We start from the raw sequence: 17,086 nt of genomic DNA on the forward strand, positions 1-17,086 counted from the left end.
ATGTAGCATCGCCGATGGTAGTGTGGGAGTTCCCATGTGAGAGTAGGACATCGCCAGGATCTTATACCAAAAAAGCCTCAACCAAAGTTGGGGCTTTTTTTTGCCTGAAATTTGTGCGAAACATTGAAAATAGCATTTTTTATTTTAGAATCAGCAAATTATTTCATTCAATTTCATTGTACTATTCAACTCAATTCAATGCTTAGAGTCACTTATAATTCTTCACAATAAGGAACATATTTTGTCATAATTTTTCAAATGATTATTTGTATATTTGATCATAGAAATTTGATTTAATATATTTTTAACATCAGCTAATGGGTGTATCTTATTGTTATAAAAAGAAATATCTTAATTTAAAATTCAATCACACGTAAAAATGCCAATTAAAAGATACGCATTTCAGTTTCAATTGTATACAATGATTATGTGATCATTATGAAAATAATGAGCGGGGGAAGTAGGAAAAGTGGGAAATAATAAGCTTTAAAACAAGGATGTGATTCCATATTCATGGAGTTTTGGTGTCTCTGCTGTAATGAATTCGTAAGTGATCTATATATTATTTGAATTCATAAAAAGTGGGAAAAACATGACACAAGTTATCAAGCGGTTAAACAATTCTTTTTTCGTTATTCTCTTTTCATTATTGACGTCATTGCCAGTTTCAGCAGCCACCATTACTGCTGAAATCACCACTTCGCCGAGCACGTTCACTCCCGGTACAACGACAACTAACAGTTATGTTTTTACTGTTTCAAAAGGGGATTTAGGCACCATTTCAGGAATTGACTTTGATGGAGACTTTTCTAACACAGCTGCATTGGTAGATTTCGATTGGGAATGTAGTGGTTCTGGGGGGTCTGTTTGTAGCAATACCTCTGGATCAAATGACACGGCGATTGACACCAATATCACACTGGTTGATGCCAATGCTGTTACATTCACCATTACATCAATTGGATATGATGCTGGTTATTTCGGCACTTTGAATTTTACTGCAAATGTTTCCGATGTGGGAGTTACAAATATTGCTGTTGATGATTCTGTATCTATCACCAGGGCATCTGAAAGTGACATCAATTTCAGTCTATCCAATGCGCCAACCACTTATACCCCAGGTCAAACGGGTACCTATGTATTCACCGTGTCCAACAACAACGGACCCAGTGATGCACAAGATTTGACTTTCAGTGATGTTGTGCCCACTGGTATGGTTATTGACAGTTGGAGTTGCGACATGCTCATAGCAACACCTGCAAATTGTGATGGTTCAGTTAATTCCAACGAAAATGTTAATCCAGTGTTGCAATTGGACAAGAATGATACCGCCAATATTACGGTGAATGCCACTTACCTCAGTTCAGCAACTGTAGACCCATTAACCTACGAAGGCAGCATAGCTTTTGGTGACACATTCATGACTGATGCTGGAGGTGGCACAGGTCCATTGGTGGTCAACGATTCTAATGCTTGGGCTCCCGTTTCAACTTTGAATGTTACGGTAAATACCGATACAGCATCTGAAACCAATTACACGCCTGGTGATACGGAAGTTTATGAAGTCAGTATCAGAAATGATGGTCCCAGTGATGTGAGTGGTGTGCTTGTCAGTGACAATGATTTATCTGAGTATGAAGTCATCAATTGGTCATGCGCCAATTCTACGGGCGCAACTTGTGGCGCTATGTCGGGTTCTGGCGCCTTGTCAGACACCACAGGGATTATTGAGAGTGGAGCGACCCTGACTTATCAAGTTTCTGTTACTTATTTGTCCGGAACGCTGACAGATCCATTGGTCTATACAGCTTATGCAGATAACCCTGCGAGCCATACCCCATCTACACAATTTTCTGGTTCGAAATCCTTGGCCAGAGACCCTTTCTCCGAATACACGTTGACTTTGAGTAACAGTCAAAATTCATATACTCCAGGCACCACAGGCATAGTATACACCGCTGTATTGACCAATCTTGGGCCAACAGATGTATTGAATGCCTCTATCACGGACAACAGTTTAACTGAGTTTGAAGCCATTGACTGGGCATGTATTCCGGCAAGTGCTTGTACCGCTGGATCGGGGCCGTTGTCAACTTCCGTTGATATCATTAAAAATGGTTCAATAACATTTGAAATAACCGTTGATTACTATTCAAGTGCAGTGGCAAACCCATTGATTTATGAAGTAACGGCAGCAAATCCTAACAATACAGTTGATACCAGTACAACCGCATCAGACAGCGATACACTTGACAGACAAGTTAATTTACTGATTGAAAAAACGGGTAAAACCGATCCAAGTGATCCTAATTCACCTGGTACATTGGTGCCGAATGAACCCTTTACCTACAGTATTGTGGTTACCAACTTTGGTCCCAGTGATTTAGGTGCAGGCGTTGATATGTTGGGAGATCCATCTGAGCAAGGGGTTCGTTTGGTTGACAATCTTGACAACACCCTTTTCAATGCAGCCAATTCTTCGACTTGTGGTCCAGGTGTCACTGACCCTTGTTGGGAATATTGTGAAAGTGACCAAGGTATACAGGACACAGCCATGTCACCGACCAACTGTCCAGGAAATACCGATATTTCAACTGGCTTTGGATCAGTGCTTGATGTGCCAATCAGGCTTTCTAAAGGCAGCAGCAGTGAAGTTATTATTTATGCCACCGTGGCAGAAACCACTGGTTCTGATTGTGACACCACCAATGGAGCAGAAAACATCAGGGATTTGTGTAACACGGCAACAATCACTTTGGTCGAAACGTCTACAACCACGAACACAGGTGACACCGAAGACCTGACCAGTTCATTCAACAACAGAATTATCGTTGGCACAGACATTGTGGTTACCAAAACCGATGGTGTTGACGACCCAGCGACGATTGCACCAGGGACTGAAAATACTTATCAAGTGACTGTCAGTAATGATGGTTTTATCAATGCTGAAAACATATCAGTTACAGATGTTTTGCCACTGTATCCCGCCCAAGCGGCTGGCTTTGTTCCTGGTACCATTTCTTGGACGTGTGAAACAGCGGATACAGGAGCTTGTTGTAACACACAAAGTACGGCATGTGGCTACAACTCACCGACACCATCGATCATGAGTGATGCGTTGAATGCCAACATTGATTTGGAATCGCAAACGGCGGTTACATTCACTATCACAGGAACAGTTTCTAACGATGCTACAGGCGTTTTGACCAACAGTGCGACTGCCACTTTGCCCAGTGGTATTGATGAAGCAAATGACACGAATAACACCAACATCACTGATGTAACAACGCTGGCAGGTCATTCTGACATTGAATTGATAAAAACACTGGTCTCTGGTACTCCGATGAATACCGGTGATCCCCTGTATAATGATTATGTGGAATTGGTCTACCAAATTGAAGTCACAAATCTGGGACCTTCATTTGCATCCGCGGTTACAGTTCAAGATCCATTGGATTCAACTCAACTTGAAGGTTCGTCAGCTGAGTGGAGTTGTGTGGTAAATGGCGCTGGTACTTGTGCGGATTCAGGTCCTAGTTCTGGTGCTTTGAGCACCACCGTCGACTTGGGTGTGGACTCTACAGCTGTCTTTACTGTAACTGTTCCAACTGCTGTGGGTGCCGAAGGTAAAGTGGTGAATACAGCATCAGCGACAGTTTCTGCTTCAGCCTTTGATCCAGTGTCCAGTAACAATCAAGACAGTGTGCAATATTCATTAACCGGATCAGCTGAAATCACCATCGATAATGATGACGCCAGATTAGAAGCCGTCCCAGGTGAAACCATCAGTTACACTGTTAGGGTGGCCAATGAAGGTCCTGATAATTTATTTGATGCCACGGTACAAAATATTTTTCCACCACAATTACAAAATGTAAATTGGACATGTAGCGCAGTTTCCCCGATTCCAGGTGACTTATCCTTGTTTCAATTTTCAGACCAAAGTGCTGCTGGCGCCCAGTTGATAGCCAGCCCTGACGGCAATCATGTATATGTGGCTTCGCCCGATACGGATGATGCGGGTGTACTTAAAGCCAAAATCAATGTGTTTTCTAGAAAAACCGTGGTTGGTGGGGACTTTGGTCAACTACAATTTATACAAGAAGTAGAGCAAGGTGTTAACCAGGTAGATGCGATAGAACAACCCAAATCTTTGGTCATGGATAATGCCGGCAGATTTTTGTATGTGTTATCTGATATCAACTCAGGTTCCAGTGCCAATGTGGGGATTGCAATATTTGGGCGTGACACCAATAGTCTGTCAGCTACCTTTGGACAACTAACATATTTAGGACCCATGCTTGACATGATTCCTTCAACTGTAGAGGACATGGTCATCAGTACAGATCAAAAACACCTGTATATTTCAGGTGGCGGAAAGATCAATAGATATGATCGCGACACCGGAAGTGGCTTGTTGACTTTCAGTACTGATCACGCATTAACTGATGCAGGTCAAATGGTGTTCAGTGCGAGCAGTGAAGAGTTGTATGTCATGGAAGCATCTGGTGACACCATTCATGCCTTTACTCGAGATTCGGACCAGTTATCTGGCACATTCGGAGACTTTTCTGTTTTGAATACAGTCAGTGATGTCTCTATGGCTGATGTGGCTGATGTGGTTATCAGTGCAGATGACAACGATTTGTATTTGGCAGCTACTGGCAGTTCCTCAGTAGTTTTGATCAAGCGGGACATCACATCAGGCATGCTGAGCTTTGGCACTTCATATAATGATGCTGATTTATCTCCTTTATCTGGAACCATCGCAGGTTTAACCGCTGTAGCAGTGAGTAATGATGGCGAGCACGTCATTGTGGGTGGAGTACCCGGTTCTGAATCTATATTGGTGTTATTAAGAAACAGCCAAGGATTCTTGAATTATCAAGAAACCCAAACTTTGGCAGTGTTAAATGGCGTTACGGACATTGCATTCACACCAGATGGCAGGCATGTTTTGACCACGGCGGCAGCCACTGGCGGCAAAACTTTAACCGCCTATGAAAGAAGACAACCAGACCCCTTGTTCTCATTTATGGAAGCAGAAATCAGTGGGGTAAACGGATCTTATAATCCATCTGATAACTCGGCCATTGTTCAAGACATGTTGGGTGCCAGTTCAGTGGCAGTCAGCAGTGATGGTCTGAGTGTTTATGTCACTGCTTTAGGCAGTGACTCAGTGGTGCAATTTGCGCGAGACAAAACCAAAGGAAGTACCAGTGATACGCGCAAAGAAAATCTCCAGTATCAAGCCACTTACACCGATGGAGTTGGTGTTTTAACTGGCTTGAATGACATTGATTCTATTGCGGTCTCTCCGAATGGGAAGTTTGTTTATGTCGGTAGTTCAGACTCGGCCACTTTAACCGTGTTCCGAAGGGCAACCAATGGTGATTTGTCTTATGAGACAACAATGACACACACCAACAATACCATTGATGGTTTATTGGGTGTATCAGATATTTTGATCAATGCTTCCAGCCAACATTTATATTTGGCAGGTCGTTTTGAAGCTTCAGTGGCTCATTATTCAATCAACTCAACCACCGGTAGGTTGACTCTGGTTGATACTTTAGCCAATGGTGATGTGGGTGTATCTGGCTTGGCTGGTGCGCGTTCATTGTCATTCAGTCCGGCAGAAGATCAAATATATGTGGCCAGTAGCATTGATGACAGTTTGGTGGTTATTGGCAGAGAATCCAGTACCGGTAATATAAGCTTCATTCAACGCAACGCATTTGCCGGTGACCAGCCAATGGATCTAGTTGCCAGTCCTGAGGGAGATCATGTTTATGTGGTTTCAGCTAATGACCATAAATTATCTGTGTTTCAGCGTCAATCAAATCCTAACAGTGCCCAATATGGACAGGTCACATTGATGAATTCATATGTCGATGGTGTGGGTGGTTTCAATTACATCCAAGGTGCAAGGGCCATTGCCATCAGTTCACAAGGTGATAAATTGTATGTGGGTGCTGAGTTTGACCATGCCATTTCAGTCATCGATCGTGATCAAAATTCAAACAGCAGCAGTTATGGATTTTTGTCTGTGATAGAGGTTCAAATCGACGAAGTCAATGATGTGAATGGATTGGAACAATTATATGACTTGGTGGTTACCGATGACACCAGACATGTTTACTCAGTTGGCTTTGCTGATCATGCTTTGGCTGGATTTGTATTAGGTACTGGTTCATCATGTAGTGCCCAAGGAACTGGTAATATTACTGACCAAGTTGACATTGGTAGTAACGGCACATTAACTTATTCAATCAATGCCACCATCCGTTCAAATGCATCAGGTCAATTGACTACCAATGCCAGTATCATTCCGCCGGAAAACTTTTCATTCAATAACATTTCAGACACTTGTATGACACCGGATACGACAGATGCATGTGATGTTGATGTGACTGACTTGGTTCCAGAGTATGACTTGGCCATCAGCAAAACAGACAACAGGATTTCCTCGGTCCCAGGACAAGCAGTCACCTATGACATTTTAGTGACCAACAATGGTCCAAGTGATGCGCTTTCTGACTCCAATGAATCTATTCAAGTCATAGATATTTTAAACCTTGGCTTCAATCCTTCGACCGTCAACTGGAGCTGTGAAGCTTCTGGTTCAGGTTCACTGAGTTTTGTACAAAGTGTTGAACAAGGAAAATTAGGCATCACTGGATTAACCGGTGTCGCTTCCGTCGAATATGTAGAAGATTTGGTAGGCTTAGGCCCACATGTCCTGGCAGCCAGTGTATTGGATGACAGCATCACGGCTTTATCTGTAAATCAAGTGACGGGTGAGTTGACACAATCAGTGGTGTTCACTTCAGAAACAAATGCATTGCTAAATGGCGCCAGAGAACTGGTTGTTGTTGATGATGACATCTATGTGGTTAGCCAGGTTGACGATTCATTGGTGGCTCTGCGGGCTTCAGTACAAACCGGAAATGTCCTTTCAATCAGTGCGGTGGCGAGTTATAACTTTGCTTCAGGTGTGGCTGGTTTGAATCAAGCGGTTGATGTCGTGGTGTCTCCAGATGGTACTTCATTGTATGTCGCAGGTGCCAATGACAATGCGATGGTTATTTTTGATCGTTTGAATGGTAATTTGTCTAACCCAAGAACAATGATTCAAGGGCAAGTCGGAGTCAGTGGTTTGGCAGGTATCAATGCCTTGGCCATCTCTCCTGATGGTAGAACTGTATATACCAGCGGTGCTAACTTTGAAAACCTGGGTATTTATAAACGTGATTTATTGACTGGCGACCTGACTTTAATCGGCCTGGTTGATGCCTCATCACTCAGTGAATCCATGGCCGGTATTGTAGCCATGACTGTTTCAAATGACGGTCAACACTTTTATGCTTCATTGGCAGATTCAAATAAATTATTGGTCTTTGAACGCGATGTGATCAGTGACCCCAATTCCAATGACTATGGTTTGTTGACATTGGTTCAAAGTGTTAAACAAAATGAAAATTCAGTGGTCGGTATCTTGGCGCCTAATGGCATGGATATTTCAGACGATGGCAGACACCTTTATGTCACGGGTGAACAATCCGATTCTGTGGTTTGGTTTGGACGTGATTTGGTGACTGGCGAACTGAGTTTTGGTGGCGTAATCAGTGACACGGTCGGTCTAACCAATGGATTGAACGGTGCTCTGGATGTTGCAGTAAGTAGCAATGGTGAGTTTGTTTATGTTGCCGGCAGTATTGATAATGCATTGGCAGTCTTGTCTCGTTCAGCTGATTCCAGTTGTCCAGCTTCAGGTATTGGTGACATCGCTACAGGAGGTGAAGACTCCGGTGTTGAAGTTAATATCGCGGCCAATGGCTTATTGCGATTTACTTTACAAGCCACGGTGGCATCTAATGCCAGTGATGAATTGGTTAATACAGCTGGCGTTTACAGCTGTCCAGCCAGTCACATTGGGCCAATCAAAAATTGTATTGGTGCTGAGTTGAACCTCAGTAACAACTTTGATACGGACACCAATGAAATTGATGCCAATGCGGATTTATCAATCACCAAAACGGATGGAGTGGCTCAATATGATGGATTGTTAGGTGCCGTCAATATCACAGGTAATAATGATCATATTTATGTGGCTGCTCAACAAGAAAATGCCATAGGTATCTTCAGCAGAGAAAATGATTCGAATCAAATGGATTTTGGTAACCTTGCGTATGTGAATTCAGTTTTAAATGGTTCAGATGGCGTCTCTGGCTTGCTGGCAGTATCCGATGTGATGTTGTCCGCAGATGGCTTGACGCTTTATGCCGCAGGTGCGGGTGATAATTCAGTGGTGGTATTGAGAAGAAATCAACAAAGCGGTGAGTTAAGCTTCTTAGAAAAACAAAGCAGTGGACTGTTTGGTGTTGAAGGGTTAGAAGGTGTTAATGCCTTAGCCTTCAGTCAAGATGGCTCACATTTATATGCAACAGCCCCATTAACTGGTTCGTTGACTGTATTCAGTGTTGATCAATCCAATGGTGTTAATCAAGGCCGTTTAACCTACATTCAAAAACTGCAAAATGCAGTGGCTGGCGTGTCTGGTCTTGCAGCCATCAGCGATGTGATTGTTTCACCTGATGACAAGCATATTTATGTCATTTCAAATTCGGAAAACAGCATTTCACTGTTCCTCAGAAACCCCAACAGCAACAGTCCAAGCTTTGGCCAATTAAGTTACATGACCACTTATTTCAATGGAAATGATGGAATCGGTGGTTTGGTTGGACCGAATGAAATGATCATTGATGCTTCGGGTACACACATTTATGTGTTGGGTGGAAGTGCGCAATCATTGGTCGTATTCGAGCGTGACGCGATGACAGGTGAATTGGCATTTGTACAATTCAAACAAAATGGCACTTCAAATGTAGTCGGTTTGAGTGGCGCCACTGATTTGGTTCTTGCTGATGATGGTATCAATTTATATGTCGCCGGTCAGACAGAAGATGCGGTGGTTAAATTCACCAGAGACGCCTTAACTGGCATATTAGAATTTGATCAAATCATCAAACAAGGTGATGCCCTTGGTCAAGTGGGAGAATTTGTCAAAGGATTGGATGGTGCATCTGGTGTATTTATTTCACCCGATGGTAAACATCAATACATTGCTGCAAAAAATGATCATGCAGTCACTACTTTATCTATCGATCAATCGGTCACACCAGCGATGAATGGTGATTTAATTTACCAACAAACTTTGATAGATGGTCTAGGTGGTGTTGCACCGGGTTCAGAAATTACTTATGTGATTGTAGCCAGTAATTTTGGTCCTAGTGATGCACAGAAAGTCAGGGTTCAAGATATTTTCCCAGCTGAATTTGAACAAATCAGTTACCAATGTTTCCCCAAAGATGGTGCAGCTTGTAATACCAATGTACAACCAGGTAATGTGAACGAAGTGGTTGATTTGCCGGCAGGTTCACGGGTAGAAATTTTAGCCACGGGTGTGATCAAAACTGATGCCACCGGTGTGCTGTCGAATACTGCCACTGTGAGTACCTCTACTGATCCAAATTTTGCAATTAACGACCCGAATGTTGCCAATAACACGGCCACAGATGACAACACCTTGTTGTCTCCAGCTGTTGATTTGATCATTACCAAGGACAATGGTTTGACTGAAGTGATTCCTGGTACTCCTGTTACCTACGAAATCGTTGTTACCAATGGCCCAACGGCAAATACAGCGGCCCAACCCTCAGATGCGTTGGGTGTGTTGATAACCGATGTGGTTCCTGAATCAATCAGCAATGTGAACTGGACTTGTTTGGCTGTGCCTGAAGTTGGTTTATTGGATGATGGTGATAATGACACAAACACCAGTGATTTCTTGGTTTATAACAACTTGAATGACTATGCTGACTTGACAGTCAGTAGCAATGGTTTGTTTGCTTATTCTTTAGGACAAGGTGCCACCGATTCAACATTGATCACATATGCCAGAGACAAGCGAACTGGTGACTTATCTGTGATTCAAACTATGGTCGATGGTGATATGGGCTTATCAGGCTTTAATGGTTTGTCAGCACTGGCACTCAGTCAAGACCAGCAAAACTTATATGCGGTGTCTTCGGGTGATGATGCATTGATTACTTTCAGTCGCAATGTTACCACTGGTATGTTGACTTTCGAAGCGGTATTGGTTGATGGTTCAGGTGGTGTCAATGGTATAGGTGGGGCAGTTGATGTGCTGCTTTCACCAGATGATCAGCATGTTTATGTGGCCGGATATTTAGATAATGCCATTGCTGTCTTTAATCGCAATATTTCTGATGGTTCATTGGCCTTTGCGTCATTACTTATTGGAGAAGAAGGCTTGACAGGTGTGAATACCTTGGCATTTGATGAGACCGGTTCATATTTAATTGCTGTGGCTAATTTGAACCAATCTTTGGCCAGTTTTGATCGAAACAACTCAACCGGCGCATTGAGTCCTATTGATGTCATTCAGGATTTTCAAATTGGTGGGTCTGTTTTAGAACAGCCAGTCGATGTAGTGGTACAGTCAGGAACGATTTATGTCAGCAGTTTAGACAGTGATGCCATCAGTTTGTTTGACATGGATGTGATGACTGGTGAATTCAGTTATCGCAACCAAGTTACATTGGCAGCAGGTTCTGGCCCAAGCAGCCTTCTACTGTCATCTGATGCCAAGCAAATGTATGTGGCCAATAGTGGGTCAAATAGCATTTCACTGTTTCAATTGATTCAAGATGAATATCAACTTTCTGCAGTGGTGTATGACACCAACTTGATTGCAGCTTTGGACGGTTTGAGTCGATTGGTGTTCAGTCAAGACAAGCAATTCATATATGCCTTGAGTGGCGATGATCTGATCTTATTACAAGTGGCCAAGGGCTCACAATGTAGCGAGTCTGGTAGTGGGCAGCTTTCAGATGTTGCTGATATCATCTCAGGCGGCTCAGTGACTTATGTATTATCGGGTGATGTGTTGCCAACAGCAACAGGTAATCTGATTAACAGTGCTCAAGTGGTCGTCAGTGGCGATACCATAGAACTTGATGCCAGTAATAACATGGCAACTGATTCTGATTTATTGGTACCAACCACTGATTTGAGTGTAACCAAAACTGATAATTTGCTTGAAGTTGTTGCCGGCACCACCTTGGACTATGAAATCAATGTGTTCAGCTCTGGACCCAGTAGTGTGTTAGCCACTATGGATGATGTGTTGCCTATTTTCCCAGTTGAAAATGCAGGTTTATTGTCTGGATCTATTTCTTGGTCATGTGTCAGCACACAACCCATCGTTTTAAATACAACTTATGACAGCGCGCAATTCAGTACACTACAGAACGCTTCTACCGTCATTATGAATGAAGCGGGGGACAGGGTTTGGATAGCCAGTGTTGATAACAATGCAGTCTCTGTGTTCAGTAAAGATTTGAATGGAACGCTGGTTTTACTCAACACCATTACTGAGGGTGATGTATTTACCATCACAGTAGATGACCTTCCGGTTAATTACACCTTGGTTGATTTTGTTGGCTTATCTGCTTTGGCATTGAGCCAAGATGAAAATCATTTGTATGTAACGGCAGAAGACAGCAACAGCTTATTTGTATTCAATATAGAAGACTTAAATGATGTTGAATATGTACAAACAGTAACTTCTGGAGTTGATGATGTGATTGGTATGACTGATCCAGTCAACCTGACCGTGTCACCCGATGATGCCGCAGTCTATGTAGCTGCCAATGGATCTGATGCGATCACAGTCTTTGCTCGTAATAACAGTTCAGGTATGTTGACTTTTGTTGAACGTGTACGTGACGGTTTTGGAACCATTGTTCCAGACAGCAATGTGATTATCGGAATCAATGATTTAATGGTTTCTCCGAATGGTCAGCACCTGTATACAGTGTCTGATTTTTCTGATGCAATCGCAATATTCAGCAGAAATACAATGACGCAACAATTAACCTATCAAGAGGTGATTCGCGAAGGTGATGTTCATTTGGCAGGCGATGTGCCTGGTATGGATGGCTTACGGGATCTTAAATCTTCACCGAATGGTCAATACCTGTACTTCTTGGCAGGAGATGATCAATCCATGTTGTATTTCTCACGAGATAACAGCACGGGTCAACTTGAATACATTGCTCAGTTGAAAGCCGGCGAAGCAGGGGTGGGTCCAATGTCCTCTCCCAGCCAAATGGCCTTTTCCAATGACGGTGGAAAGCTGGTGATTGCCGATATCGACAGTTCCTCTGTATCACTGTATGAGCGCAATGACACTGACGGTTCATTGACCTTGGAGGATGTATACACCAATGACGGTTTAAGCGGTGGTTTGATGGATGGACCCAATGGAATCACTATGGACAGCACCAACGTGTTGGTGCTCAGTAACCTCAGTGATTCATTGACCACATTGCGATTGGTGGCAGATGCTGAATGTCCTGTTTCTGATGGCATTGGTGATCATGTGAATGTGTTGTTTGAAATGAACCCAAGTTCATCAGCAGCCACATTAATTGCCGCAACGGTTCATCCTTCAGCACGTGGTGTTTTAAGTAACACCGTTAATATGAGCGTTCCTATTGGTTCTGTAGATTTAGATCCAATCAACAGTACGGCCACAGACACCACAGTGATCACGATAGAAACCGACGTTTCTGTCAGCAAGACCGGCCCAACAGATGCGATTGCTGGTGAATTCATCCAGTACCAAATCGTAATGGCTAATACAGGACCATCAGATGCCCTTGGTGTCCAACTCAATGACGTGATGGATAATGTGTTGTTGGATGTCGAATGGACATGTACTGCAACAGGACGTTCGGTTTGTGAAAATGCGAATGGGGTGGGTGATTTGAGTGAAACCCTCAATGTTACCATTGATGGAACGGTGACATTTGTGATTGATGCATTGATCGACCCAAGTTATTTTGGCACTTTGCTTAACACTGCTGAGGCAGTTGTGTTTGAACAAGGGTTCAATACTGACAGGGATTTACTGAATAATGTTTCCACTGTGACTACCAATGTGACTCAATTTGTTGATTTATCAGTGGTTAAAACCCTGACGTCACCCAATGTAACTGCTGGTTTACCAGTAAGCTATGATGTTGTGGTCAGTAACGCAGGTCCGAGTGATGCACCCAATACCACAGTGACCGATTTAGCTCCAAGTTCAATTGCAAACTTTGCATGGACATGTGTTGCAGATCCTGGAGTGACGTGTCAAACCAGTGGCAGCGGTGATTTGATAGATGTGATATATCTACCCGTTGATAAATCAGTTGTATACTCAATAACAGGTGACGTTCCGTCTTCAGCCACCGGAGATTTAGTCAACACGGCAACTGTGACTGCTGGCGCTCCTGTAGATGAGGATGAGCTTAGTAACAACGTATCTAGCACCAATGATACTATTCAGGTGGTTTCAGATGTGCAGTTAACCATTGATGACAGCATTGACCCCTATGATCCTGAGTCATTAGATTCATTACAGTTCTATGTCAATGTAATTAACCATGGGCCTTCCGATGCGCGAGATGTTTTAACTGTTACCAATGTTCCTAATGTGTCTGAACAAATTCAGTTTGTAAACGATGATTCGGAATGTGAACTTGTTATCTATGGGTTGTTCTGTGAAACCGGCGTATTGTTACCTGGCCAACAAGAAAACACCCTAATTGATTTGCGCTTAGTCGCCAATACACCGAGTTCGGTTAACACAAGAGCTGAAGTCAGTACATCGACATTTGATCCTGATACCAATAACAATGAAGAAGTTGAAAATACCCAGTTATTAACTGGCATTGATATTACCATCAGTAAGTCAGATGAGTTAGAAGAAGCCGAACCAGGTGCTTGGTTAGAATACACCATCGTGTTGGAAAACAAAGGCTCGGTAGATGCTGGCGATGTGAATGTGGATGAACAACTCCCAGCCAGCCTAATTAACGCCAGCTGGAGTTGTGAAGCATTTGATGGCGCTACCTGTATCAATATAGATGTCAACAACGTAACAGGTGGCGCCAACATGCCAGCTGGATCGTTGGCAGTATTCACTTTGACAGCACAAATTGATCCGGTTTTGGTTGATATGTCAGAAACGCATGTCATCAATACTGTGGAAGCTGTTCTGGCCAGTGGTACTGATTACAACATGTCCAATAACACCGCGTCTGATTCTAACTTCTTGATATACTTTATATTCAAGGATGGGTTTGAGGAGTTACCCTAATGAATAAATTCATTGTTTTGGTATTGATGCTGGTTTCTGCTGTCTTTGGGTGGGTAGTTGCGAAAAACTTCCCACTCAAAAGTTCACCTTCGTTGAATTCAGATGTGGTGGCCATTGTTGATGGTGATGTGATCACTAAAGATGAGTTCATTAAACAAATGACGCTGCGTGGTGGTAATAGGCCAGGGCAATACCATGATGTCAAACAGCGAAAATTTTTATTGGATTTCATGATTAATCAGAAATTAATGATGAATGATGCAGAAGCAAAAGGCATCAATAAAAATGACATGGTACAAAAGATTTATCGCAAAGCAACCATTGATAAATACTTGGATGAGGTTTTGGAAAGTAAAATTGATGCGGTTAAAGTGACTGAAGCTGAAATCAAACAACATTTTGATGAGAATTACAGCGTTTATGAAAAGCCTGCCAGAAAACGAGCGGCGGTCATTTATAAGGCAACCACCAGTAAAACCAGTGCAGAAGAGAAAGCTGCTTTGAAACAGTCGTTGTTAGAAGTTAAGGCAGCAGTCAGTGATTTGGATGAAGATACGTATCATTTTGGCGATTTGGCATTACAACATACTGATGACCGAGCTTCGAAATACCAAGGGGGGGTTATTGGTTGGTTTATAGAGAACCCAAACCGAGCATACAAATGGGATCGAAGTGTTATTCAAGAATTATTTAAGTTAGACAACAACGGAGATGTTTCGGATGTGGTTGAAACAGACCAAGGCTTATTTTTGGTTAGATTGGTCGCCTCTGAAAGTGTAAACGCCAAAACATTAGATCAAGTGTCCAGTGGAATCAAAAAACAATTACTCAAAATTAAGCAGGATCAAGTCAAAAAAGACTTTATTTATTCGTTAATTGATAATTCTACGGTAGAAATCAATGAAAATTTATTGGCACAAATTGAACCAATAAGCCCCATTAAGCGCAACTCTGATCGCAAACCACCCGCATTGCCAACTGGTGCAGGAGATCAACAATGAAAATCACCAAAACTCACATCAATGAGAAAAACATCATGAATATTCAACTGAATTTAAAAACGAAGAATGGTATCAATAAACAACCTATGAGTTGTTTTAAATATTTACTGCTCTTTATTTTATTATGCCAATTACAATTGGCTGTTGCTGGAATCGCTGTCGATCAACAAACCATTACATTGAAGCCAGGCTGGAATGCAATATTTGTTGAGTTAGAGCCCGTCAACAATCAAATTACCGATGTGTTTTCTGGTGTCCCTGTGGAAAGTGTTTGGCGTTGGTTACCTAAAGGCTTGGGCAGTGATTTTGTGGTAGACCCAGCAGAGGGCTTGTTGAGTGTAGATGGATGGTATGGATATTTTCCTGAACCAAGGCCAGAAGCGTTCTTAAGTAATCTGTATACCATCTCTGCGAATACTTCGTATTTGGTTAAGTTAGATGGGACCACCAATAAAACCATAACCATCACAGGACGACCCATTTTAAGGAAAAAGAAATGGACCACCAATGGATATACTTTAACTGGATTTCCACTGGTTGAAGGTGATGAACCCAGTTTTGGTGACTTTTTCGCCACTTCTGAGGCACACAATGATCAACCGATATATCGATTAACTCAACAAGGAGAGTGGCAACTGGTGGCCAATCCATATACTGAAGTCATGAAGTCAGGTGAGTCTTATTGGGTTTATACAGAGGGTACTTCAAAGTTTCAGGGTTTAATTAATGTAACGGTAGAACAAGGTGAGTCCATTGAATATCGGGCCGCGTTCACAGAGATTGATATTATTTTAACCAATTTAAGTGACGTGCCTAATTACATGAGTATCAATCGGGTGAATGGTAATTCAATGCCTATGAAGTTTTTAAACATTGACCCAGAAACAGGCGAAGAAGCTTGGCCTAATTTACCGAATGTCAAAGTCTATGAAGTTCAGCCAGGTGAAGATCGCATTGTGACCTTGGCTGTTGATCGAGCCAATTTTCTTGAAGAGCGTATGGAACAAGTGTTATCAGTAACCAATGAGCAAGGCGGTAAAGTGATGATTCATGCCGGTGCCAACACCATACAACCATTGGCGATTCCCACTAGAATCAGCGAAAAATTGGCCACTCGTGGTACAGGTTCCATGGAAAGCTATGCAGGCTTATGGATTGGTACAGCACGCGTTCGAGGTGTCAGTGAGGCCCAAACAGGAGGGGTCACGCCTGAAAGCGTAGGCAAACCATTTTCAATCAGGGTTTTGATGCATGTTGACGCCACGGGTCAGGTTAAATTAATTAAAAATGTGGTTCAGATGTGGCAAAACGGCACCTATTCAACCAGTGCAAGTAATCCGGATTATGTGGAAGTGGATGTGCCTGGTTATTATGTTTTATTGACCAATGATGCGTTGATACCAAATTACTCTGGAATCACCAGACGAAGTGGACAATCTGCAGGAGTCAGGTACAGCACCATTGGTTACGATTTCAATGGAGATGACATGCTGATGAATGGTGAGTTTGCACCGAATAATTCAGTCAATGTCAGCTTGTTGATAGATCCAGAAATGCCCACCAATCCATTCAGACACAAATACCATCCTGATCATGACAATAAGGATGCACAATTTTTAAACTTTAAACAAGAAGCCTTTCAAATAACCAGGGAAATGGAGTTTTTCTTCACTCCGAATAACCCTAAATATCCAGACGTCGCTGATCCGCCAGGGTGGGGGGTTGAAGAGATGGGTGGCATATTCAGAGAAACCATCATTGGCTTACATAAAAATGCAATTTTTGTAGAAGGTGACTTTAGACTCAACAGAATTGCATCGACTGCAGTCTTAAACCAATAAGGTGATTA

At 42.5% G+C, this 17,086-nt stretch carries 3 protein-coding genes; all 3 read left to right on the top strand.

Annotation, left to right across the window (positions count from 1 at the left end; genetic code table 11):
* Positions 1–592: 592 nt before the first annotated feature.
* From CCS90_RS10245 to CCS90_RS10255, 3 genes are read left to right on the top strand one after another with little or no spacing between them, the layout of a single operon-like run.
* Positions 593–14,236, top strand: a complete 13,644-nt coding sequence (locus CCS90_RS10245) for a beta-propeller fold lactonase family protein (RefSeq protein WP_099019477.1) — start codon at positions 593–595, stop codon at positions 14,234–14,236.
* Positions 14,236–15,237 (top strand): peptidylprolyl isomerase, encoded by a 1,002-nt coding sequence (locus CCS90_RS10250; protein WP_099019478.1) that lies wholly within the window; start codon positions 14,236–14,238, stop codon positions 15,235–15,237. The genes CCS90_RS10245 and CCS90_RS10250 overlap by 1 nt, the downstream gene beginning before the upstream one ends.
* Positions 15,234–17,078, top strand: coding sequence for a hypothetical protein (locus CCS90_RS10255; protein ID WP_099019479.1), 1,845 nt, complete (start codon positions 15,234–15,236; stop codon positions 17,076–17,078). The genes CCS90_RS10250 and CCS90_RS10255 overlap by 4 nt, the downstream gene beginning before the upstream one ends.
* Positions 17,079–17,086 lie beyond the last annotated feature (8 nt).

The organism is Marinicella litoralis (assembly GCF_002591915.1).
Taxonomy (GTDB): domain Bacteria; phylum Pseudomonadota; class Gammaproteobacteria; order Xanthomonadales; family Marinicellaceae; genus Marinicella; species Marinicella litoralis.

What these genes read in the sequence shown, in the direction of transcription:
- CCS90_RS10255 (WP_099019479.1), top strand. Translation starts at nt 15,234, where the DNA reads ATGAAAATCACCAAAACTCACATCAATGAGAAAAACATCATGAATATT.
- CCS90_RS10250 (WP_099019478.1), top strand. Translation starts at nt 14,236, where the DNA reads ATGAATAAATTCATTGTTTTGGTATTGATGCTGGTTTCTGCTGTCTTT.
- CCS90_RS10245 (WP_099019477.1), top strand. Translation starts at nt 593, where the DNA reads ATGACACAAGTTATCAAGCGGTTAAACAATTCTTTTTTCGTTATTCTC.